Below are 23331 nucleotides of genomic sequence, written 5' to 3'. Positions count from 1 at the left end.
GCCAGCAGAGAGAAAGAACCAGCCAAGCATAACTCCTCTTGGCTGGTTCTTTTTTCAAAAATAACATCCTTTCATAAAAGAAGGCTATCCCGCTAGTAGATTTATCTGCTTTTGGGACAGCCCCTTTTGTATTTCCATTGTTTTTCCGTAAAATTAATCCGCATTTAAACGGAGACGCCTTCTTTTTTAACCTGCGGGAAGTACGATAGAGATATCAATGTATTTATATGGTGGAGGGATATGGTGAGGCCTTTAGAAGTGATCTTATTTGCGGGGGTAATTCTACTCTGGCTGGCGGTATTATTTATACCCCGGTTGAACAGAAAAGTCGGATGGGTCATCGGGGGAATTTGTTTTATAGCTCTAGTGGTTCAATGGCTCGTTGAAGGCTACCGATGGCAACTGGTTCCGGCCTATTTTTCATTACTTCTGCTGACGGCAGCTGTTGCCTTAAAAAGGCCGGGGACACCACAGCAGGGAAACTGGCGGAGAAAGGCGGGGAAGTTTCTGCTGCTCGCGGTATCCGGCATCGTTATCCTTGTCTCAGCCGCATTGGCTGTACTGCTTCCCGTTTTCCGGCTTCCTGAACCGGACGGGATCTATGCGGTAGGGACGGAGAGCTTCATGTTTGTTGATCCACAGCGGATGGAGACCTACACGGAAAAACCTGATGATCATCGAACCCTGATGGTAACGATTTGGTATCCGGCGGAACGAGCGGCAACAGGAAAACGAGCCATGCTTCTCCCGCAATCGGGAGCCAAAGGAATGGAGAAGCGTTTCTTGAGTACCTACTCGGAAGCAATGGGACTCCCTGATTTTGCGCTGTATTACTGGAAGTACCTTCGAGGCAACAGTTATGAAAAAGCCGAGATAGCTTCAACAGGCACGGCTCCTTACCCGATCATTCTGCTCAGTCATGGTCTGGGAACCACGAGAATGCTTCATACTTCGCAAGCGGAAAACCTGGCAAGCCATGGATATGTCGTGGCGGCCATTGATCACACCTACAGCACCACGGCTACGGTGTTCCCGGATGGGGAAGTCACCGGGTTTCAAGCGAAGATGGACGGAGACGACTTCTTGAAATCCGGGAAAGAACTCGGTGAGACTTGGGCTGCTGACGTCGATTACGTAATTGAGTGTTTGGAACGCTTTAACCAAGGGGAGAATCCCGGGAGATTTAAGGGGAGGCTGGATGTCAGCAAAATCGGAGCCATGGGCCATTCTTTCGGCGGGGCAACCGCTTATCATCTTGCAGCTACCCGCGACAAAATTAAAGCCGGAATCAATATGGACGGGACGAATTATGATGTGTTCGATAAGGACCATATTTTGGCTAAACCTTTTTTGTTCATGGAATCGGGTGCATTCAAAAGCTTCATACAAGAAAATGGATTGGATGGAGAGGGAGCCGAGCCGGAACGAATGAGAGAAATCATCAATAATGAAAAGTCCATTATCGGGAGTGCCCGGCAACATAATGGTCATTTTATCTACATCGAAGGCAGTGAGCATTATAATTTCACCGATCTCCCCCTCTACTCTCCACTGGTATCGCTGACCGGGATGACAGGGACACTCGAAGCAAACAGGGGTGCCGGTATCGTGAATGATTATGTACTGGATTTCTTTGATACTTATCTAAAAGGTAAAAAGTCAGCGCTCCTGGCCGAAAACGTTGATATTTATCCCGAAGTAAAAAGAGACTTGGAATTTACGCCGACGGAATAATACCGCGAAAAAGGCGTTACCGGAGGGTCCTTAGACCTTTCAGTAACGCCTTTCTGTTTGCTTACTGGCTTTGTTCCGGGTTGGTTACTTTGACGGTAACCTCCACATCAGGCCCGGGCTCCTGGTCGTTCTCCAGCGGGTCGTACAGATGGGAACGCATCTCGAACCATTTGAACAGGTGGGTAATGACCACCTTCAGCACTGCATAACCAGGTACCGCCAAAATGATTCCAAGCACGCCGAACAAATTGCCGGCAGTCAAAATAACGAAAATAATTGTGATCGGGTGGATTCTCAGCGTTTTTCCCATAATCTGCGGGGAAATGAATTTGCCCTCGATCAACTGCACCACGGTCCAGACGATGATCAGCTTGAGCAGCATGAACGGTGACGTAACGATCGCGATAATGAGCGCCGGTGTGATAGCAATGGCAGGCCCCAGATAAGGAACGATGCTGGTAAACGAAGCGATGATCGCCAGCACCAGGGAGTAATCCATGCCGATAATCAAAAATCCGATATACAGCAGGATCCCGATGCAGAAGCTGACGATGATCTGTCCCCGAATGTAAGAGCTGATTTGCCCGTTCATTTCCGACATAACCCGGTTGGTCTGGTTCCGGAAACGGACAGGGACATATCTCAAGATGAAGCCGGGGAGCTTCTTGCCGTCCTTAAGCAAATAAAACAGGATGAAAGGAACGGTTACAACGGCGAGAATAATATCTTTCAGCGCTCCCAGAAATCCGCCGATGCCGGACCAGGCATTATCGAGAATCGTGGTAGCCTGTTCGGAAATCGTTTCCCCCAGTTTGGTCGGATTAAATCCGGTCGATTCCTGAACCTGATGAAAGAAATTGCTGCCGATGACACTTTCGAATTGCAGTTGCACCTCATAACTGTATTTCGGGAAATTATCGATCAATTCAGTGATCTGTCTTTGAACGATCGGAACCACGGAAATGATCACAATGGTGATGATTCCGACGATTAACAGGTAAAGAGCGACGATCGTATAGACGCGGGGAATGCCTTTGCGTTCGAGCCAATCCACCAGCGGGTTCAGCAGATAATAGATCGCACCTGTCAATAAAATCGGAAAGAGCACGGTTTTGAGCAGTACGGTTATCGGCTTGAACACGAAAGAGACTTTATCGAATATTAGAATATTCAGTCCAATCAATGCCAGAATCAGAAGAAAGACTACAAATCGGTTGTTCAGAAAAAACTTTTTGAAGCGATCACCCCAAGTGTTCGTGCTTCCCATGAAAGCAAAGTCCTCCTGTCGTATAAGTCACTAATATAGTATTACGCAAAAAAATCATTTGGTTTCAGAGTTTTTCAAAAAAAGCCTTTAAAATCCTCTTAAATAAAAAGAATTCATATTCCTTCGGGTTGCCGAAGGCTATGAATCCCACCGTTTAACGGGTTTTAGAAGAACTGCCTTTCTACCATAAAAAATACCATAACCGCGGCCACCAGCGAGAACGCGATACATCCGGCGCCCAGCCCTTTGCGGGATCCCTTGGCGAACTTGAGTCCCGTAATGAACAACATCACTGTGATCGCTGCCAGCATAAGAGACATGGCGATCATGGCGAACCAGTATAGAATTTCGAACAGTTTCTCCATCGTCTTATCTTCCATAATGCAAGGAATCCCCCTCTGCAAAAAATCTCGTTAGCCCCTACTATACGTTAAATTATTCATTTTGCAAAGAAGCGATAATGATCGCAAAACAGGCATACGCCTTGGACAAACATACAGGAACACCAGACCCGGTTTGAGTATGAATAACTTATAACGGAAAGGGGATGGTGTCATGGCGGGAAGACAACTGGCCAACAAATGGCTGAAAACGGAAGCGCTACTACGCAACGCGGACGTGGCCGCCCACATACCGCAAACCCGAATGTACAGTGCAGAATCGTTAAGGAGCATGCTGCATCAATTTGGCATGGTGGTCATCAAGCCGCTTAGAGGCGGCGGGGGCTACGGCGTTATAAAAGTGACCTACTCCCGAGGGGTATACGCCTTCACTAACATGTCCGCCCAGAAAGCGTTCCGCAGCTTCGATGCAATGTTCCAAGCGTTAAACCGGGTGAAAGTAGGCCGGAAATATATGATTCAGCAAGGTATTCATCTGGCCAGAATTGGGGGCCGTCCGATTGACTACCGGGTAAAAGTCGTTAAGCAGAATGGAGCCTGGGTTTACCGCGCGATGGTAGGGAGACTGGCCCGTCCTGGATTGTTTGTCACGAACTTGTGTAAGGGAGGGAGCTTATTAACTGCCAAACAAGGTCTAGTTCTCTCTCTTCGCAGAAAAGGGGCAGCGCGACAAAAACGACAGGAGATGCGGAACCTCACGAACACCTGTATCGGGATCCTTGAATCCGCGTTTCCGGGCATCGATCAACTGGGGTTTGATTACGGGATTGATCGAAGCGGGAAGGTGTGGATATTTGAAGTGAACACGCGGCCGCAGTAAAAAATTCCTGAAAATGGTTTATTTCCAGGTTCCTAGGGTTAATAAGTTATAAAAATTAAGCTTTTTACAAAAAAAAATTGGTCGGAAAAAGGGCGGAAATATCCTGTGAATAACTTTTATCCACATTATCCTATCTTATTCTACAATGAATGAGCTTTCTTACTAACATGTTATTCACAGGATTTCCACAGCCTTTTGTGGATAACAGGAACGCTTGTTCTACTGGGAATTTCTTGATATGATGAGGAAAAATATAGAAGGGATGTGTTATCAATGGCGATGTTGACAGATGAGATGCTGCTTGAATCCTATCATATGGCTACTTCGCTTCAATTGGACCGGGAGTTCATCGCACTGCTGTTGGCAGAGATCCATAGACGCGAGCTAATGACTGTTTCACCCTTATTGCATTAAGAGAGTAACTGTCGATTTGTGATGGACAAGCTAACGTTAAGGCGCTTTCCAAGCGTTGACATGATAAATATAGGCTTCATGGCAATGCGAACACATTACAACATGTTCGCAACCTGAAGGAGCTTGAGCGGAATAGGCGGAGGTATACTGGTCTGCCGAGCCGTAAGGGCTGTAAGGTCCGGCATAGTCCTCCTTCTTACCGGCGTTTTCCAGACCGTGACCGCAATCGGGACAGGTCGCTGACAAGTTAGCCATTCCGTTGCATAGCGGGCATATATAAGACAAAGGGTATCTCTCCTTTACAGCAAGTATTTCCTGCGTAAAGTTAAGATACCCCTTTTTGTTTCATCTCATGTAGCTATATCTTCATGTTGCTGCTGTGACCAGGCGACAATTTGGCGTCCGGGTCAATATACACCTTCGCGTTGTTGACAGCGGTCGGTGCTTCGCCGAATCCGACGGCGATGAGATCGAGCTTGCCGGGATAAGTGGTAATATCGCCGGCTGCAAAAATTCCCGGAATGGAGCTCTCCATGCGTGAATCGACCACAATCGCATTGGAGTTGATGTCCAGCCCCCATTCCGCAATCGGTCCGAGGGAGGAAACGAATCCGAAGTTGACGATGACGTCATCGACTTCGATCTCCTGAGTTTCCTGTGTTTTGCAATGCGAAAGGGTGACGCGCTCAATCTTGTCTTCCCCATGCAAAGCGCTAATTTCTGTCGGCGTAATTACTTGCACGCTGGAAGCCATTAAGTTCTCCACACTATGTTCGTGAGCGCGGAATTTATCGCGGCGGTGAATGAGCGTGACCTGATCGGCAATCGGTTCAAGCATGAGTGCCCAGTCTACCGCGGAATCCCCGCCTCCGCTGATCAAAACGCGGCGGCCTTGGAATTTGCTAAGATCGCTTACGAAATAATGAAGATTGCTCTTCTCGAAATGGGCCGCGTTATCAAGTTCAAGACGGCGCGGTTCGAATGCGCCCACCCCGGCCGTAATGATCAGGGCGCGGGCATGATGGACTTCTTTGTCGGTCGTTACGATAAAATGGCGCTCGTCTTTCTTCTCGATCTGCAGCACCTTTTCCTCCAGACGGATGTCCGGGTTAAACAGCTTAAGCTGCTCGTGTAAGTTGTTGACCAGTTCCTGTCCGGTAATCTTAGGGAAACCGGCGATATCGTAAATATATTTCTCTGGGTAAAGGGCGGCAACCTGCCCTCCCAGTTGAGGCATGCTTTCGATTAATTTAACGGACGCTTTTCGCATTCCGCCGTAAAAAGCGGCAAACATGCCTGCCGGCCCGCCTCCGATAATGAGCAGGTCGGTAAATTCGCCGCTTGCAGGTTGGGATGACACAGGCAAACACCTCCGGTTAATTTCAAAAACTTTATATTGTCATTTCTACTTTATTATATCTATCCCATCAGGGCCTTGCAAAGCAGACCAAAAATTGTCGAATTTGACGTCAGAAAGGCCTGCAAAACGCCGGGAAACAGCGTAAAATAAGACTTGATCTTTTAAACAAAAGCCGATATTATTCAAATGTATGTACACAGATTTGTGACGAAAAGAGTACATTTACAAAATGGTGTGTATTATTTTTGATAATTATTCCGTAACGGTTTAAAATAAATGTGACAAATGTCGCACAATAGCAAAATGGGTTATCACCAGAGACTATTTTTTTATGTGTATAATTTCACATTAGAGTTTTTGGTTTTATATAAAATATAGAGCTTCAACCCCCGGAAGGAGAACAAGCCTGATGAGTACCATACCTAAAATCGTCATTCTTGGAGCGGGATATGGCGGTATTTTGACTGCGCAACGGCTGCAAAAAGAATTAAATTACAATGAAGCAGACGTTACCCTGGTGAACCGGCATGATTATCATTATTTCACCACGCACCTGCATATGCCGGCGGCCGGAACCGATTCCATAGAACATACACGCGTTCCGATCTCTAAATTGATCGATGAATTCAAAATCGACCTCGTTAAATCGAATGTCCAAGAGATCCGTCTCTCGGACAAAAAAGTCGTTCTCCAGGACGGAACCCTATCCTACGACTACCTGATTATCGCTCTCGGCGGAGAACCTGAATCGTTCGGTATTCCGGGCTTGTCGGAATATGCCATGACGATCCGCAGCATCAACTCGGTACGTTTGATCCGTCAGCATATCGAATATCAGTTTGCGTTGTTTAAGGCGGACGAAAGCCGTACGGACCGTCTTAATTTCGTTGTGGGCGGCGCAGGCTTCAGCGGCATTGAATTCGTCGCCGAGCTGGCCGACCGTATTCCTTATCTATGCAAAGAATATGATGTCGATCCGAACATGGTGAATGTATATAATGTAGAAGCTGCACCGTCCGCGCTTCCGGGCTTTGATCCTGAACTCGTCGAGTATGCCATGGACGTCCTGGTCAAAAAAGGCGTTCAGTTCAAAATCGGCGTAGCGATCAAAGAGTGCACGCCGGATGGCGTTCTGCTGGCTACCGGTGAAGAGATCAAATCCGCGACTGTCGTCTGGACAGGCGGTATCCGCGGGAATCGGCTCATTGAAGCGGCCGGCTTCGAAACGGCAAGAGGGCGCGTCAAGATTGACGATTTCCTGCGCGCTCCTGGCCATGATCATGTGTTTATCATCGGGGACAACTCGCTGATGTTTAACCCGGAAGGTCGTCCGTATCCTCCGACCGCACAAATCGCCATGCAGCAAGGCGTAACCTGTGCGCAAAACGTGGTGGCTTCGATCCGCGGCAAAGAGCTTAAGAAATTTGTCTTCAGTAACAAGGGGACGGTTGCTTCTTTGGGTAAAGGGGAAGCCGTGGCGACAGCCTTCGGCAAGAAGTATAAAGGCTGGGTGGCCGCTCAGCTCAAAAAGATGGTCGATATTCGTTACCTGTTTACCATCGGCGGGATTCCGCTCGTCTTGAAGAAAGGCAGATTCCTGTAAGATGCGCCACTGCAGCGTTCAAGTCCGGGGACTGCTGACCCGGGAGGAGCTCGACCGGTACAACGGCCTGATGGAGGTCGGTTCCTATCTTGAATCCCAGCAGCAATACGACTTGGCCTATACGGTTCAAAAGGAAGTCGATATTCTGATCCTCCCGGCCATCGAGCGCCTCAAGGAGAAGAGCAGGGACCGCGACCGTGCTACGGCGGAGTTCCTGGAATCGCTGCGGGAACAGCAAGAAGAAGACGAATAATGTATTAAGTAATTCGAGATCGTCCCGTCGGGGGCGGTCTTTTTTTAGATTGAAAATTAAGGAGAGCTCAGCATTATCGCCTTATTTCGATGGGACTTCTGCCGACTGGAAAGCCGTTTCTGCCAAATCTGCGCCCGTGCCGGTAGGATGAAATGTGATGATGAGAAATTAGCAATGCGGGTCGGGTGATGTAATGAGGCGTGATGGGATGCGTATATTTTTTAACGGACATAGGAGACCTTAACTAGCTGTTTATTGCGGCCTAAGCAATCTAACGGACATAGGAGACCTTATTAGCCCCAAAATTTCTATTTTCTTTGAAGTTTCACACGAATAAGGTCTCTGGTGTCCGTTAAAATCGTAAATCCCCATTTTCGGGAGGTTTAACGTCTCTCACGTCCGTTAGAATCGGAATCGGCTGTTACCTTACGCCAGAAAGCGCAGCACGAGACTATGCCGCCATTAGTGAGTACGGTCAGTATCTTCAGCGTAACAACTCAGTCTTCTCAGTAACTCAGTCTGCCCAGACACCTTAGTCAGGCAACGATAAAAATGGCTACCTTCCTCAAAGTCTTAAACTTTCTTTAATGTTAAAAATACCGCCCGGGCATGCCGGGCGGCTAATGGTAAGCGTATTATAGTTTAAGCATGTCCTCAAACAACTGCTCATTCAGCAGGTTGCCGACGTAGAAGGAACCGAATTCTCCGAAACGGGCGCTGACTTCGTCAAAGCGCATTTCATAAACCAGCTTCTTGAACTGCAAAGCGTCGTCTGAGAACAGAGTAACGCCCCATTCCCAGTCGTCGAGGCCGACGGAGCCGGTAATGATCTGTTTTACTTTGCCGGCATATCCGCGACCGATCATGCCGTGGCTGCGCATCATTCCGCGGCGCTCTTCCATCGAAAGCATGTACCAGTTGTCGTCAAGATCGCGTTTTTTGTTCATCGGATAGAAGCAAATGTATTTCGATTTCGGCAGGATCGGCTGTAACCGCGCCATCACTTCAGGGTTGGCTTTTGGATCTCCGTCGCCCGAAGCCATGTAATTGCTCAATTCGACAATGCTGACGTAAGAATAAGCTTTGGTAGTATACTGGGCAAAAGTCGTTTTGTTAAAGGCATTCTCCAGAGCGTTCAATTCCTCAAGCGTTTCGCGCAAATGCATGAACACGAAATCGGCTTTTTGTCCTACGATGGAGTAAACCGCCGTGCTTCCGGTTTTATTTTGCTCGGCCTGAGTCCATTCCTGCAAAAAGGTATGCAGTTCTTCCAGACAGCCCGCGCGTTCCTCGTCGTCCGCCGCTTTCCATGCCGTCCAGTTAATGGACCGGAAATCATGCAGGGCGTACCATCCTTCTAGGGTTAATGCCGCTTCATTCATTTATGATCACTCCCAAATTATCATAGTTATTGTCCGTTCTCCGCAGCCCGCAGGATGCGCTTCTCTTATTGTATCCCAACGTTGAGCCAGGGAGCAAACGGAATTCCCCTGCTTTCGGTGAAAGTTCATTGATTCGCAACATTTTTTTTAGTAAACTATCTACTAGTTCTTGATCTTGTGATATTAATTATAGTGTGACTAATGAAGGGTGGAGTTTGGGTTGGGATGGCTCATCGTTTTGGTGCTGATGGTTCTGTTTTTTGTCATGATGTTCGGCATCGGATTTATTCTTAATATGCTTATGAAGACAACCTGGTTTCCGGCTTACATTTTTATTATCGTCATCTTGCCGATCGTCGTATACAGCTTGTGGGACCATGACCAAGGCTTTGGCGCCTACTTGGCCTCTTTCCGGGTTGTTGACTACCTGACGGCGCTTGCGGGGCTCGCAGGTGCGATATTAAGCGGATGGACGATTCGCAAGCTGCGGATCGGCGGCTATAAGATGTTTTGATGTTGATGGAAAAGTTAAAGAAATGAAGAAAGCCCCAGGCCTTGTTGCCTGGGGCTTTCGCATGCTGGAGCCGATCAATCCTTTTGCCCCAGTTTCCACTTTTGATATTCCAAGAAATCCCGAAATTCCTTCTTGCTTATGCCGGAGGACATGGCTTCTTGAACCAGCGACGCCCATTCCGGGTCGAGGTTCGAGTCTGAAGGACGATCTCCATATAGTAGCAAGTTTATAGGAACATTTAAGGCATCGGACACTTTTTGTAGGAATGAGATCGAAGGATTGGATTGGATTCCCCGTTCAACATTGCTCAAATATGATTTGGCGACTTCCGCCGTATCGGCTAGCTCTGACAAGGAAAAGCCACGATCTTGCCTGATTTTTCGGATGCGTTCCCCAATATGGTCTGCCATGTAGCCGTCGCCCTTCTATAAATAATATTTTTAGTCATTATACCAAAAAATGCAGTATTGAACAAAGGAGACAAGCCCCATTCCGGGATAGAAAAGAACACCGCAACCACCGGCAAACGGGGGATACGGTGTTCTTGTTAAGTAGACCGAAGCGTGGAAATTATTTAGCTACGCCTTTACCTTGTTTAGCTGTGAAAGTCCATTTGAGATTCAGGGAATCGCCTTGGAATTGGTTTTGGTCCTCATTATTGTCCACGAATTCAAATTTAACAATCAGGTTGTCTGAGTCTCCGGCCCGGAGTCCGCCGCGTTCTTCAAACCAGCCCAGCCAGGTGTTTTCTACCGCATCCGGGGAGAGGCTTTGCAGAGCGGATAACGTAGTTTCATATATGACGGTCTCATCTTTATCGATATTCGTCAAAAATTTAACTTTAATGTGTTTGCCGAAATCGTCGGTATTTGCAGGAGCGCCCGCACGATTAGTTACTGTATAAGAAGTAGCCAGATTTACTTTTCCGATGTCCAGGGAGCCGTTATTTTTCAGCTTAAAAGTGCGGATTGCAAAGTCTCCAGGCTTTAAATTGCCTACGTCGATAATGGCTGTCGGATCGGCATTCAGATCCAGAGTGCCCGCCGCAAAAGTTCCGGTGGTTTCTACGGAGTCGCTAAAGTAAGCGAACGTCCCTCCTCCGATCAAGGTTAAGCCGAGTGCTGCGGTTACTACGCCAAAGCCCAAAGTTTTCTTGATTCCCATGAACAAATTCCTCCCGATTTCTCAATAATTTTTATATTGCATCCCTATGAAAATCATAAGGAGAACAACCGCAGTTGAGTTAAGTAGTTTTCGGATTAGTTTCTTCTATGGAGGACCCTTGTTTTTTCTCCTCCAACGACGAGATGGTCTTCCAGAGGGAGATGACGGCATAGATGAATAACATCAGCCCGGGTACGATCAAGAGGGTGACGTTTCCGAGTTTCGTCCCGGCAAAGCTTAAAATATAGCCGACGTAAGGGATTGTGAAGCCGGTGTAGCGGCCCACGACATTTGCCGATAGGACGGGTTCTATATCCGGGGCGTCGTTGCTGTCGCCTTTGGTCCGGTAGATTACCTGGTTGGTCTGCTCATTTCTAACAACCTCTACGATGCGGTGGGTAATCAACCGATTCTCGTCAGCATGAAATGTGATGATATCTCCCTTTTTGAATCCTGAGGTATCTCCTCCGGGTTTTATCGCTACGATAGATCCTGTATGGATTACCGGTTCCATTGAACCGGAAAGAACACTTTTTAGCTGGTAACCGTAAAAGGTCGGTGTACCGCCTGAAATTTTGGATAGAATGACTGACCCTGCAACTATGATAAATAGAAGCACCATGATAAACGTTAGACCTTGGCCTAGTATTCTTTTATAAATCATTTGCATCGACTCCTGTATCTGTTTGATTCGAATCCGTATCTTCAGGGGCGGCAAAAGGCCCGCTTCCGTCTTTATTTTCTGAAGGACTTTCCCCGTCCGGTGGCGTTCCGGCATTGCCGGATTCAATGTCAGCAGGTTGCTCAGGTTGTTGCTCTTCCGGTGCCTGCGACAGCTCTTGCTCTTGTTGCTCTTGTTGCTCTTGTTGCTCTTGTAGCTCCTGTTGCTCTTGTAGCTCCTGTTGTTCTTGCTCCAATCGTTTTGCTTGTTCTAACTCAAACTGCTTCATCCTTTCTTCTTCAGCCAGTCGTTGTGCCTCTGCGGCTTCGAGCAGGGTTTCCCGTAAACCCTCCAATTTGAGGATGTCAGATGACAGATTGGTTATTGAGGATGACAAAGACTGTTGCAGCCCGTTGTAATAAGACAGCAGTTCCTGACTCACGGGATCTCCACTGGCGGCATATCCCTCGAATATATAAATCCCTTCGATTCGATTGCTGGATTGATAGGGAAGTCGGTCGAGCTCGAGTCCTGTATCATATATTTTTTGTAAGAATACAAGAATGCTATTGAGTGAGTCTCGAAGGGAATCGGATAGAAATTGTGATTGATTTAACCGGTTGCCGATGCTGCTTAGAAGCGAAGCCTGCTTGATTTCAACACAATTGGGCTGGGACAGTTGAATATGCTGGAGCAAATCGAGGGCGATCGCCGAGCTGGCCGCCATTTCTCCGGATAAATGATCCCATGCGATTCGGTTACTGTCATAAATAAGCTGAAGGTTCTTAAGTTGATCAGATAATTTATCAATCTGTCCCGATATGTCGCCTGCGGCCGTTTCCAGGTCTGATCCTGCAGAGTCTGCGGGTTCATCTTCGCCGTAAGTCGAACTGGTGACGGTGTGGTTCCTCGGTGCCCATGCGCTCCATGTCTCTTCATAAGTTGCATAGGTTACTGAAACTGACTGTAGACTTCTTTTATAATCTGAAGCTTGCTGCAAAGAGTTATTTAAATCCGTCAGTAAGCTTTCGATTTTCTCCGGAAATATTTCGCAGGCCTGAATTCCCGTCAAGTCCTCCTTGAAGCTGTTGAATTCACCGTACGTGGTACCGACCTGCTGCGAAGCGTAAAATAATAAAGTGGATAGTGCCATGCTGGATTGAACCGTTTTTAACATATATCGTTTCCGCTGTATTCTCCTGGTTTTCCGAATGGATCCGGATCTGGTTCTTCGCAGACAAAGGCCTCCTTTCCATTTACCTTTCGTAGTCACGATGTTCTGTAAGTTGTTCGTTATAACGAACCATCAAGCAACTCGAATATATTCAATTTGCGCCCAAATGGAAACTTGGATATTCAAGCAAAAGTTCCTTATAACGAACGGTTTGCTAATTAAATCACGAGTTTTCTTAGGAAATCGTTAATTATTAGCAATTTTATTCTTTATTGAGAACGGCCAAAGACTCCGCTTCGGTTATTAGACCCCTTTCGTGAAAATTACTGATCTTCTAACAAAATAAGCTAACAAGTATATTAAAAATCCATTTTTCTTTTTACCTACAACGACAGTGTTTTTAGGAAGATTCTTATATAATGAATTCAAATCTTCATTGTCTTTGCTAACTTGGTTACTTAATTCGGGTGATGCCAGTAAGGGGCAAACTTGCTGAAAGGCAAGGGCGCAAAGTTTCGGATCTAAGGTAGAAATACTAGGATGGCCGGGCTGCCTGGGATATATCAAGATTACTTAGGGGGAGAATGTAGTTGGAAAAGTCCGCCCAGGTCTTCATGGATGAAGAGTATGGCATGGAAGTGGATCCGGAATGGGTAAGCTTGCTTATTATGGCCAAGGAGTCGGGAATTCCGATCGAAGTTGTCCGCAGTTTTTTTAGAGGGGATTATCGGGGGTATTTAGAGCATAACGGTTAAATATATTAGGGTGCGTAACACGAAATTGAAGAATGGAGATCGTCCTACTTGATAGGGGGTCTCCGTTTTTCTTTTTTGGGTCTATACGAAATAAGGGAATTGGGCAAATAAGCCGAGAAATATAGATAGAGCCTCGGGAGGGGAAATATTTAGCGTTTTTTGTAAGGTTTTAACGATTCGGGGCGAAGGGATTTATGATAGAATATAGAAAGTCTAAATGAACGTGTTAGGGAAGGAGCGATGAAGCCGTGCGCATGAACAACATGCTGCATTATACTGAAAATCACCGTTATTGCGTATACCGTGACTTCTCTCTCAGTCCCGTGGATGACAAAATGCTAGGGTTGATCTACCAGCCTATGGTCGGAGCTCTTGCTGTGTCACTGTATCGGCTGCTTGCGGATCAAGTGGCGCTGGATCAGGTGGGTTATTCGGCTATTGAGCAGCAGCGGGGTCTGTTTTTGACGATGGGTCTTGAACCTAGCGAGAAAGGGCGGGCGATCCTGATAGAACAGGCGTCCAAACTGGAAGCCGTCGGATTGCTGCAGACAAGCCGGTTATACATACCGGATGGCGACGATTATTTGTATGAATATGAACTTCAACCGCCGCTGTCTCCGGCCGAGTTTTTCCGCACTCAGCACTTAACGCTGCTGCTTCGCGATAAAATCGGCAAGTTTGCGGTGTTGTCGCTGCGGGAACGCTTTTTTTGCATGGAGCCTGGGGATATGTATGGCTTGACTTATAATAAAGAGAATATATCGGTGCCATTTTACGAAATCTTCGAGCTTAATACGCATTCTATCGATTATGAATTGGAGCAGGCGATTGCCGAGACTTCCATTGCCAGACAGCCGGGAATGAAACTGGTTGAAGAAGAGGAAGCGCTGAATTATGCCGATATTATTGTCCGTTTCCCGCGGGAATCCGTGAACCGGGCCTTTGTGGAGAAGCTGCGGTTTGACCCGGAAGGGATGGGAATCGCCAATTATGTCGTCCGTAAATACGATCTTTCCGTGCAGGATTTATGCCGGTTATTGGACGAAGACGGCGTGTTCGATTCCGGCGGAACGCTGCTCCTCGATGAGCTGCAGCACAAAGCCAATCTTCATTTCAGACAGGGGAAACGGCGCCGGGAAGAGCGGGAAGTCGCTTACGCCAAGGTGGTTTCGATTCGAGGGGAAGAGAACGCCCAAGAAGCCGGAAGCCATCAGGAGGAAGTTGCCGTTCAGATGGAATATTACGTCGAGGTGCCGCCTCAATTTATCAATAAATGCGATGTGCACCAATACAATATGATGCTGCGGAACGAGCCGTATACCCGGTTGTTAAAGACGTTTTTCCCGGGAGCGGTGCCCGATAATCTGCTCGATATTTTTGAGAAAATAGATTTGAATTATAAGCTGCCCGGCGAAGTCATCAACGTGCTGATCCATTACTTGATGGCCTTGCTGACATCGGGCGGTGAACAGCGCATCAACCGTAATTTCGTAGACGCGATAGCGTCGAATATGCTGATGAAGCAGATTAACACATATGAAAAAGCCGTTCAATATATTCGCGATCAAGCCAAGGTGAAGGAGAAGACGGCAGCGCAGACGTCACCCGCGGCAGGAAACGGGCGGGGAAGAACCTATGGCGGCCGGACCGCCAAGCCGAAACCGGAAATTCCGATTGTACAGAGCTCGGGCGGAGAGCAGGGCGTCTCGGAAGAGGAATTCGCCGAATTGCTTAAAATGGCCGAACGGATGAAGGCCAGCAAGAAAAAAGGATAAGACTTAAGTAAGAAGGTGAATAAAGAATGGAGTCCCTTGGGGAATTGATGTCGCAAATGAAAAGCCCGCAGCTTCGGCGGCGTTCGGAAGAATTGAAGGCCAGGTTGTTGAATGAACCGCTGGTACGCGATCTATGCATCCGCCACCCGGAGCTTGGCGAAGAACATCTGCTTCGGGGTATGGCGAAGCTGTATCAATACGTTAATGACAGCCGGCATTGCGCGAACTGCCCGGGTTTGGACCAATGCCCGAATGATTTCCCCGGACATTTCACGAAGCTGACGGTGGAGGATTCTGGAGCGGGAACACAGCTTATTGACCGCCAGGTGCCTTGCCCCAAGCAGCTGCGTTTTGAGCGGGAACTGTCCATCAAGAAGCGGATCCATAGCTTTTATGTAGACGAACGGGCTCTGGAGCAGGGATATGATGAAGTTGAGATCATGTCGAAGGATAGTGTCCGGGCTCCGGCCGTGAGCCAGGTATTCCGATATATCAATGAGACCAAGGAGTCGGGTCTCCAAACCCGTGGACTCTATCTTGAAGGCCATTTCGGAACAGGTAAGACATTTTTGATGAGCTATCTGTTGCATGAACTGGCCAAGGAAGGATACTCCGGGGTTATCGTATACATGCCGGAATTCGTGGAAGACCTGAAATCGATGATGCAGGACAGCCAGAAGCTGAAGGAAATGACCGAAATTATGAAGCAGGCGGACCTGCTCATCTTTGACGATATCGGAGCGGAGAATTTGAATCCGTGGGCCCGTGACCATGTTTTGGGATCGATCTTAAACTACCGGATGAACCGCAAACCTACATTTTATACCTCGAATTATTCCTTGAACGTACTGGAGAAGCATCTTAGCTTCACAAGCAAAGACGGCGAGGAAATGCATAAGGGACAGCGGCTGATGGACCGGATCGCTCCGTTCGTGGATGTGGTCCCCGTTGGCGGCAGCAACAAGCGCGGTCGGGTATAGTGTAAACATAAACAAAAAAGTCGGGCAGGGGATGATCCCTTACCCGACTTTTTGTCGTAAATACAACTTACCGACGTTCTTAGCCGGCGATAAATTTTACGATTACCATTCCGAAGAAAATAACTGCCATAAACGTGAGCATGCCGAAAAATCCGTTCATCAGATCAAATAAATCGTTACGGGGTTCTTCGTTAATATGCTCCCGGGGGTCGGTCACATGTGTGTTTGCATCCATGAAGACAGGGCCTCCTCGCAAAATAAACTCGTTGTCAATAATAAACATCATAGACAATTCGTTTTTGGGTTATTATTAGTATAACCAATCGCCCTGAAATTTGTAAAGAAGGCGTATTCATTACGATTTTTCTTTTACTAAAAAAATGTGGTATAATTGACAACACGTCGCTACGGCGATGTCATGATTCATAAAATTATCTTAAAACCTGTCCCGGCAAGGATTTTGCAGACTGGGCACAAATATAAGGAGGAGATTATTCATGGCAATTGTTAATGTATCCGATCAAACTTTTAATAATGAAGTTGAAGGTCAAGGCACGGTTCTCGTTGATTTCTGGGCACCTTGGTGCGGACCTTGCAAAATGATCGCTCCTATTCTGGAAGATCTGGCAAACGAAGTAGGCGATTCCGTGAAAATCGCTAAAGTGAACGTGGACGAAAACCCGGAATCGGCTTCCCGTTTCGGCGTAATGAGCATTCCTACCCTGATCTTCTTCAAAGACGGTCAACCGGTGGATAAAGTTGTAGGCTTGAACTCCAAAGAAAACTTGAAGAACATTCTTGCTAAACATCAATAAGGTCCAATTGCTTCAATACGGCCTGGTTTACGCCTCCGGCATGTCCGGGGGCGTTTTCTGCGTAAAAGCGGAAGCTATTCCATGTGGGGGAGGAGGCTTGTAGCATGGATTCCATAACGAACGACATTCAGGAACAGGAAAAGGCAATGGAGGCGATCCGCCACAAATTGGCGCTGCTGCCGGATTTGCCGGGCTGTTACCTGATGAAGAATAAAGACGGCAAGATTATTTATGTCGGCAAAGCGAAAATACTGAAGAACCGGGTCCGCTCCTATTTTACCGGAAGTCATGACGGAAAAACTCAACGCCTGGTTTCGGAGATCCGGGATTTTGAATATATCGTGACAGGCAGCAACATGGAAGCACTCATTCTGGAGTGTAATTTAATCAAAACGCATTATCCGCGTTTCAACGTGCTGCTGAAGGACGACAAAACCTTTCCTTACATTAAAATCACGAATGAGCCCCATCCGCGCCTTGAGGTGACCCGCCGCCTGCTGAAGGATAAAGCCAAATATTTCGGTCCGTATCCTAACGCCTATGCCGCGCAGCAGACCAAAAAACTGCTCGATCGCATGTATCCGCTGCGCAAATGCAATGTGATGCCCAAGGAGGTATGCCTGTATTATCATATGGGCCAATGCCTGGCTCCGTGCGTAAAGGAAGTGCCGCAATCCGCCTATGAGCAGATGACGCAGGAAATCACTTCTTTCCTCAGCGGCGGACATGAAGAGATTAAGAAGGAACTGCAGCGGAAGATGCAGGAGGCCGCGGAAGACCTGTATTTTGAGCGCGCCAAGGAACTAAGAGACCAGATCATCAACATCGATGCGCTCATGGAAAAGCAGAAGATTACGACGGCGGACGCCAAGGACCGGGACGTATTCGGTTACGCGGTGGACAAAGGCTGGATGTGCGTTCAGATCCTGTATATGCGTCAGGGTAAAATGATTGAACGGCATGCCTCGGTCTTTCCTTTTTACGGGGATGCCTACAGTGACTTTCTGTCTTACGTGACTCAATATTACAGCGATAACCCGGCATTGCCGAAAGAGATTTTGCTCCCCGGCATGGCTGAGGAGCCTGGACAGGGCGAGGAAGCCCCAGGCGAGCCGGAGGCGGCCAAAGCCTCATCTGCCGCAACCGAAGGCGTCAGCGAGGCGCTCGACGCGGCAAGCGGGGCTTCGGCGCTGCATGAGTGGCTCGGCGTGAAGACGCTGGTGCCGCAGCGCGGCCTTAAGCGTCAGATGGTGACGATGGCTGAGGAGAATGCGCGCGTGGCGCTTGACGAGAAATTCCGCCTGATCGAGCGGGATGAGGAACGGACTCGGGGAGCCGCGGAGAACCTGGGCCGTTCGATCGGACTGGATCGGGTATCCCGGATCGAAGCGTTTGATAACTCCAACATCCAGGGGACGAATCCGGTCTCCGCGATGGTTGTGTTCATCGACGGCAAACCGGCCAAGAAGGATTACCGGAAATACAAAGTCCGGACCGTTCAGGGTCCGGACGATTATGAAACGATGCGCGAGGTCATCCGCCGCAGATACGAGCGCGTGCTGAAGGAGAACTTGCCTCAGCCTGATCTGATCATCGTCGACGGCGGCAAAGGGCAGATTTCGGCTGCAATCGACGTACTGGAGAACGAGCTCGGTCTATTCATTCCGGTGGGCGGCTTGGTCAAGGATGCCAAGCACCGGACTGCGCAGCTGATGGTGGGCGATCCGCCCGAGCCGGTTCATTTGCCTCGCGACAGCCAGGAGTTTTATTTGCTCCAGCGAATTCAGGACGAGGTTCACCGGTTTGCGATTTCGTTCCATCGCGAGCAGCGGGCGAAATCGATGGTGGCTTCGCGCCTGGATGCGATTCCGGGCATCGGGGAGAAGCGTCGTAAGGCGCTGCTGAAGCACTTCGGCTCGCTCAAAAAAATGAAAGAGGCCTCAGTCGAAGACTTCCGGCCCCTTTCCATTGGCGACAAGCTAGCTAAACAAATTATAGATGCCCTTCGGGATGATGAGGAGTCGTGAACAACGGCTCCTCTTTTTTTGGCAACGGAGCTGAAGGGCGTTCCTTGCCCGGCGGATTGAACAAGTAGATGACGAAGGCAACAATCGCCGGTAATACGATATAGAATATGCCTGCCGTAATATTCAGCGTTCCACCTGTGAACATAATGCTTAGCGACATTAAGATGCTGTCGAAGATGACGTGCGAGAACAGGACCGCAATAAAACCGTAGCGCAGGAAAATATAGCTGAACAACAGGCCGATAATGAGCAGCTCGATCGGACGGGAGATGACCGGGTAGATCGGATACAACGTATGGCCGAACGCCCAGATCAGCGTCGTGATGATACTTGCGACGAGCGTGCTGCGGAACATTTTCTTCAGCATCGGAATCCCGAACAGCCGGTATACGGCCTCTTCCCCGATCCCTGCCACCCAGGCAAGCAGCGGGAGCAGCGCAGGATAGAGCATGTTATACGGTGATTGGGAGGCATCTGTGGTCGACCAGGTGTGGATCGTTCTTTCCAGAATGAAGAAGATCACGGACTGAACTCCAAGCAGAATAAGTGCCCAGGCGTATCCGTCCGCCATCGATTTTACTACATGCCGTCCATAACCCTGTTCCTTGGCCCGGGCCCAGAGATTAATCCCCTGCTTGCGCCAGAGTCCATCGCCTCCGACGAGGGAGAAATAGACGGAGGCGGCCAGAATCAGCGTGACGACGCCCTGAAATACAAGCCCGAAGATCAGCATTGCACCGCTTAAGCCTTCTTTTTCAAAATAAGGCATCATATTAAGCGCAGAACCCATGGAAATGATGAAGTACAGGGAGGCGAGCACGATTCCCCGCTTGAATGAAGTATGTACTCTTGTCATGGCGCTGTACACGATCGCGAGAATTCCCAGCACAAAAGTCAATAGGGCATATCCTACATAGGTCAGCCAGTTGGCGAGCGTGGTTTGGCTTTTTACATAATCGGTATGGCTTTGCGGCACGGAGAAGTAACTATCGATTTCGGAGACCTGGCCTTCGAAATAATGAATATCGATTTGGGCATTCGATTTCCCCGCTTCATATCCCACCAGCGTTAAAGACAGACCATCCGGTGTTTCGCCCACGGAAGATTGCATATCTTCGCTGTAACCAAGCGACTTCAAGTAAGGTTGGGCTAACGCCAGCTTTTCTTCCCACGATAGGTCCTGCACTCCCGAGGTAGCGGCATCAGCTTCGGATGAACCGCCGCCCAATCCCTCGATGTCCGGAAACCCGGTTTCGGGGTATTCTTTAAAGCCGACCGCCTTGCCCGTGGTCATATGGATATCTACCGTTACGGCTTTGAGCAGCCCGCCTGGCTTATTGATGCGGACTTGAAAGATGTCGTAGGGGAACTGCTTTTCATACTTTTTAAGGTAATCTTCCATTAAACCTTCCCGGGTCAAATACCCGTATACATCAGCGCGCGTCTCGTAAGTAACCAGGGCATCGTTGAAGGGACCGGTTAATCCGAGCGTCGATTCCGCGAATTTGACGGCAGCTTCCTTGGCCTGCACCTTCGTAATTAACTGAGTCGATTGTTCGACCTGCAGCGTTTCGGAAGCGGTTGTCGGGACAATCTGGAGTAAAATAAAGACGATGAGTCCAATGACGGCGAGTATCCATAAGGTCCTGGTCTTTATCCCGCGCGTCTGCGGTTTTAAATCGGAATACATACGAAAACTCCTTTTAACGATTTTTTGTTGAATCTGTATGATTTCGGTACTTCCATGTCACAGTAAAGATAACACAGGGGAGATTTCTTCGCCAGAGACGAAGCTTGTTTCGCGTAAAAGCGCAATAACCACGGCAAATCCCAGCATGGCTTAGATAAGCATTCACCTTACGGTCTGTTTCAACTCTTTTAAGTCATTTTCGATCTATTTCATCCAATTAAACCTTTGTGATGGAAGTGAATAAGGATTATAATCCAATTTGACGAAAATGAAATGAAAATGAATGTAACTTAATATGTTGGCCGAATTTCTTACCGAAAACGGGGGAACCGATATTTAGGGGTGAATTTCGCTGCTTCACTTGCATTGCGCCTGGTGAAAAAGCGAATAGGGCAGACCGCGCAAGCCCGAATCCGTCAGCTAACCTCGTAGGCCTTTGCAGCAGGGACCAATCAAAAAGCATTGGATTTCCAGTGCTTTTTTTCATTGTTTCTTTTTTGCCAAATTGAGTAATGAGGTGAGCCCGTTGCTTTCCAAATGGATCAGATTTTCCCCACCCCAAGTCCTTGTGTTGGGCTTTGCGTTCATTATTTTGGCCGGTTCGCTGCTTTTGATGCTGCCGATTTCCAGTAGTACGGGAGATTCGCTTCCTTTTATTGACGCTTTCTTTACCGCTACTTCGGCAACCTGTGTGACAGGGCTTGTCGTAGTGGATACAGGAACCTATTTCTCAACATTCGGCCAGGTGGTCATTATGCTGCTGATCCAGGTAGGCGGTCTGGGGTTCATGACCATGGCGACCTTGTTCGCTCTGGTGTTTAAACGAAAGATTTCGCTGAAAGACCGGCTTCTGCTCCAGGAGGCGATGAACCAAAATACGATGGAAGGGATCGTCCGGCTGATCCGTAAGGTGCTGATGTATTCCCTGATTATCGAGAGCTGCGCCGCACTTCTGTTCACAATCCGCTGGTCGTTCGACATGCCGTTTGGCCGGGCGCTGTTCTTCGGTATCTTTCACGGCGTTTCCATGTTCAACAATGCTGGTTTTGATCTGTTCGGCGAGTACCGCAGCCTTACCCAGTATGTAAACGATCCGATCGTCAATCTCGTAACGATGTTCCTGATCGTTTCCGGAGGACTCGGCTTTATCGTTTTGTCCGACCTGATCGAGTTTCGGCAACGCCGCAAATTGTCGCTTCATTCCAAGGTGGTTCTCTCCATGACCGCCACATTGATTCTGGTCGGAGCGCTCGTTATTTTCGTGTTTGAATTCACCAACTCCAATACCTTGCAACCGCTGGATTGGGGCGGGAAAATCTGGAGTTCGTTCTTCCAGTCGGTTACGCCGAGAACGGCGGGTGCCAATACGGTGGACATCGGCGGGCTTAGACAGGCGACGCAATTCTTTATGATCATCCTGATGTTCATCGGGGCATCGCCAAGCTCCACCGGGGGCGGGATCAAGACGACGACGTTCACGATTCTGGTCGGGGCGGTCATTTCCATGATCCGCGGCCGTTCGGATCTCGTGTTGTTCCGTTACCGGCTGGCCCAGGAGCGGATTTTCAAAGCCGTCACGATCACGATGCTCGCTTTGTTCCTGGTCATCGCCGTGGCGATGGTGCTTTCGACTACGGAAGATGCCAGCTTCCTGAGCATTTTGTTCGAAACGACTTCCGCGTTCGGTACGGTCGGCCTTTCCATGGGACTGACGGGAAAATTGACGATTGCGGGGAAAATTATTATCAGCTTCACCATGTTTGCCGGACGGTTAGGGCTGCTGACGTTAGCTTATGCGCTCGGGCCGAAGAAGGGTAAAGAATTATATAGACATCCCGAAGGCAAAATGATTATAGGATAAGGGGAAAAGTGAGATGAAAACACAGCAGTTTGTAGTGATCGGCTTGGGGCGTTTCGGTTCCAGCCTGGCGCTAGAGCTGATGGACCTCGGCTACGAGGTTCTGGGCGTGGACAGGAACGAGGAAGTGGTCGAGGAATGGAGCGACCGGCTTACACATGCCGTCGTCGCGGATGCGACGGATGAAGAGGTTCTGAAGTCGCTGGGCGTTCGAAATTTCGACTGCGGGATCGTAGCGATCGGCAATGATATTCAAATGAGCATCCTGTCGGCCATCCTTCTCAAAGACCTTGGGATAAAAACGGTGGTAGCCAAGGCGATTTCCGTCCTTCACGGCCGGGCGCTGGAGAAGCTCGGCGTCGACCGGGTTATCTTTCCCGAGAGGGATATGGGGGTTCGGGTCGCCCATCAGCTTGTAACTCCAAACCTGCTGGATTACATTGAACTTTCCAAAGAATACAGACTTGTCGAAATGAGAGTACCGCAATGCCTGGACGGAAAAAATGTCGGCGACCTGAACCCGAGAGCACGTTTCGGCTGCAGCATCGTAGCCATCCACCGGGAGAACGGCGTCATTATTGCACCGACGGCAATGGATCATCTAATCCTTGGGGACATCATGGTCATCATCGGGGCAAAGAAAAACATCGATGAATTCGAAGCTATTATAAATGATTAATCATT

General features: G+C 48.5%; 24 protein-coding genes and 2 riboswitches. Of the genes, 13 read left to right on the top strand and 11 right to left on the bottom strand.

All coding sequences use genetic code 11. The annotated features are described in order from the left end of the window. The first annotated feature begins 315 nt into the window (after positions 1–315). A complete protein-coding gene (locus KB559_RS18080) occupies positions 316–1734 on the top strand; it encodes an alpha/beta hydrolase family protein (protein ID WP_211023568.1) in 1419 nt (472 codons plus the stop codon). Positions 1735–1795: 61 nt separating this feature from the next. Here KB559_RS18080 and KB559_RS18075 read toward each other — a convergent pair whose 3' ends face one another. Continuing rightward, on the bottom strand, positions 1796–3001 hold the full coding sequence (locus KB559_RS18075) for an AI-2E family transporter (protein WP_211023565.1): 1206 nt from the start codon (positions 2999–3001) through the stop codon (positions 1796–1798). 164 nt (positions 3002–3165) lie between these two features. Continuing rightward, complete coding sequence (locus KB559_RS18070; RefSeq protein ID WP_244861622.1) at positions 3166–3381, bottom strand: hypothetical protein; 216 nt, start codon at positions 3379–3381, stop codon at positions 3166–3168. A gap of 175 nt (positions 3382–3556) precedes the next feature. On the opposite strand from KB559_RS18070, the gene KB559_RS18065 reads away from it, so the two are divergent. Beyond that, positions 3557–4222, top strand: coding sequence for a YheC/YheD family protein (locus KB559_RS18065; RefSeq protein ID WP_211023563.1), 666 nt, complete (start codon positions 3557–3559; stop codon positions 4220–4222). 273 nt (positions 4223–4495) lie between these two features. Further along, a complete protein-coding gene (gene sda / locus KB559_RS18060; RefSeq protein WP_211023561.1) occupies positions 4496–4636 on the top strand; it encodes a sporulation histidine kinase inhibitor Sda in 141 nt (46 codons plus the stop codon). Positions 4637–4672: 36 nt separating this feature from the next. Here the strand turns inward: sda and KB559_RS18055 are convergent, their stop codons facing one another. Beyond that, positions 4673–4921 (bottom strand): hypothetical protein, encoded by a 249-nt coding sequence (locus KB559_RS18055; RefSeq protein ID WP_211023559.1) that lies wholly within the window; start codon positions 4919–4921, stop codon positions 4673–4675. Positions 4922–4994: 73 nt separating this feature from the next. After that, entirely contained in the window at positions 4995–5996 is a 1002-nt protein-coding gene (locus tag KB559_RS18050; protein ID WP_211023557.1) for an NAD(P)/FAD-dependent oxidoreductase, read from the bottom strand. 409 nt (positions 5997–6405) lie between these two features. On the opposite strand from KB559_RS18050, the gene KB559_RS18045 reads away from it, so the two are divergent. Both KB559_RS18045 and KB559_RS18040 read left to right on the top strand, forming a co-directional pair. After that, positions 6406–7599, top strand: a complete 1194-nt coding sequence (locus KB559_RS18045) for an NAD(P)/FAD-dependent oxidoreductase (RefSeq protein ID WP_211023555.1) — start codon at positions 6406–6408, stop codon at positions 7597–7599. A gap of 1 nt (position 7600) precedes the next feature. Then, positions 7601–7852 carry a hypothetical protein gene (locus KB559_RS18040; protein ID WP_211023553.1) on the top strand — a complete coding sequence of 84 codons (252 nt, stop codon included), beginning with the start codon at positions 7601–7603 and terminating at the stop codon, positions 7850–7852. 635 nt (positions 7853–8487) lie between these two features. Here the strand turns inward: KB559_RS18040 and hemQ are convergent. Continuing rightward, complete coding sequence (gene hemQ / locus KB559_RS18035; RefSeq protein WP_211023551.1) at positions 8488–9234, bottom strand: hydrogen peroxide-dependent heme synthase; 747 nt, start codon at positions 9232–9234, stop codon at positions 8488–8490. Positions 9235–9454: 220 nt separating this feature from the next. Here hemQ and KB559_RS18030 point away from each other — a divergent pair, with 220 nt between their 5' ends. Beyond that, positions 9455–9748 (top strand): YuiB family protein, encoded by a 294-nt coding sequence (locus KB559_RS18030; protein ID WP_211023549.1) that lies wholly within the window; start codon positions 9455–9457, stop codon positions 9746–9748. 74 nt (positions 9749–9822) lie between these two features. On the opposite strand, the gene KB559_RS18025 is transcribed toward KB559_RS18030, so the two are convergent. The 4 genes from KB559_RS18025 to KB559_RS18010 form a co-directional block, all read right to left on the bottom strand. Continuing rightward, complete coding sequence (locus KB559_RS18025) at positions 9823–10158, bottom strand: helix-turn-helix domain-containing protein (RefSeq protein WP_211023547.1); 336 nt, start codon at positions 10156–10158, stop codon at positions 9823–9825. A gap of 160 nt (positions 10159–10318) precedes the next feature. After that, entirely contained in the window at positions 10319–10912 is a 594-nt protein-coding gene (locus tag KB559_RS18020; RefSeq protein ID WP_211023545.1) for a TasA family protein, read from the bottom strand. Positions 10913–10991: 79 nt separating this feature from the next. Then, positions 10992–11576: a signal peptidase I SipW gene (gene sipW / locus KB559_RS18015; protein WP_211023543.1), complete on the bottom strand. Its 585-nt coding sequence runs from the start codon at positions 11574–11576 to the stop codon at positions 10992–10994. Continuing rightward, positions 11566–12750 carry a hypothetical protein gene (locus tag KB559_RS18010; RefSeq protein WP_211023541.1) on the bottom strand — a complete coding sequence of 395 codons (1185 nt, stop codon included), beginning with the start codon at positions 12748–12750 and terminating at the stop codon, positions 11566–11568. The genes sipW and KB559_RS18010 overlap by 11 nt, the downstream gene beginning before the upstream one ends. 469 nt (positions 12751–13219) lie before the next feature. Continuing rightward, positions 13220–13304, top strand: a riboswitch (cyclic di-GMP riboswitch). 33 nt (positions 13305–13337) lie between these two features. Here KB559_RS18010 and KB559_RS18005 point away from each other — a divergent pair. From KB559_RS18005 to dnaI, 3 genes are all read left to right on the top strand, one after another. After that, positions 13338–13502, top strand: coding sequence for a hypothetical protein (locus KB559_RS18005; protein ID WP_211023539.1), 165 nt, complete (start codon positions 13338–13340; stop codon positions 13500–13502). Positions 13503–13750: 248 nt separating this feature from the next. Then, complete coding sequence (locus KB559_RS18000; protein ID WP_211023537.1) at positions 13751–15277, top strand: replication initiation and membrane attachment family protein; 1527 nt, start codon at positions 13751–13753, stop codon at positions 15275–15277. A 26-nt stretch (positions 15278–15303) separates the two neighbouring features. Beyond that, the gene (gene dnaI / locus KB559_RS17995; protein WP_211023534.1) at positions 15304–16257 is read left to right on the top strand and encodes a primosomal protein DnaI; all 954 of its coding nucleotides are present in this window, start codon (positions 15304–15306) and stop codon (positions 16255–16257) included. A 79-nt stretch (positions 16258–16336) separates the two neighbouring features. On the opposite strand, the gene KB559_RS17990 is transcribed toward dnaI, so the two are convergent. Then, entirely contained in the window at positions 16337–16492 is a 156-nt protein-coding gene (locus tag KB559_RS17990) for a YqzM family protein (RefSeq protein WP_114496945.1), read from the bottom strand. A 262-nt stretch (positions 16493–16754) separates the two neighbouring features. Between KB559_RS17990 and trxA the strand changes: the two genes are divergently transcribed. After that, positions 16755–17072 carry a thioredoxin gene (gene trxA, locus KB559_RS17985; protein WP_211023532.1) on the top strand — a complete coding sequence of 106 codons (318 nt, stop codon included), beginning with the start codon at positions 16755–16757 and terminating at the stop codon, positions 17070–17072. Positions 17073–17176: 104 nt separating this feature from the next. Continuing rightward, positions 17177–19099, top strand: a complete 1923-nt coding sequence (gene uvrC, locus KB559_RS17980; protein WP_211023530.1) for an excinuclease ABC subunit UvrC — start codon at positions 17177–17179, stop codon at positions 19097–19099. On the opposite strand, the gene KB559_RS17975 is transcribed toward uvrC, so the two are convergent. Then, positions 19065–20789 (bottom strand): CPBP family intramembrane glutamic endopeptidase, encoded by a 1725-nt coding sequence (locus KB559_RS17975; protein ID WP_211023528.1) that lies wholly within the window; start codon positions 20787–20789, stop codon positions 19065–19067. The genes uvrC and KB559_RS17975 overlap by 35 nt on opposite strands. A 290-nt stretch (positions 20790–21079) precedes the next feature. Further along, positions 21080–21240: riboswitch (cyclic di-AMP (ydaO/yuaA leader) on the top strand. 75 nt (positions 21241–21315) lie between these two features. On the opposite strand from KB559_RS17975, the gene KB559_RS17970 reads away from it, so the two are divergent. After that, a complete protein-coding gene (locus tag KB559_RS17970) occupies positions 21316–22650 on the top strand; it encodes a TrkH family potassium uptake protein (RefSeq protein WP_247681921.1) in 1335 nt (444 codons plus the stop codon). 13 nt (positions 22651–22663) lie between these two features. Next, positions 22664–23326 (top strand): potassium channel family protein, encoded by a 663-nt coding sequence (locus tag KB559_RS17965; protein ID WP_211023526.1) that lies wholly within the window; start codon positions 22664–22666, stop codon positions 23324–23326. The last annotated feature ends 5 nt before the right edge of the window (positions 23327–23331 follow it).

It is taken from the genome of Paenibacillus sp. Marseille-P2973, assembly GCF_018101095.1.
Classification (GTDB): Bacteria; Bacillota; Bacilli; order Paenibacillales; family Paenibacillaceae; genus Fontibacillus; species Fontibacillus vini.
This window is presented reverse-complemented; position numbering and strand designations above follow the sequence as displayed.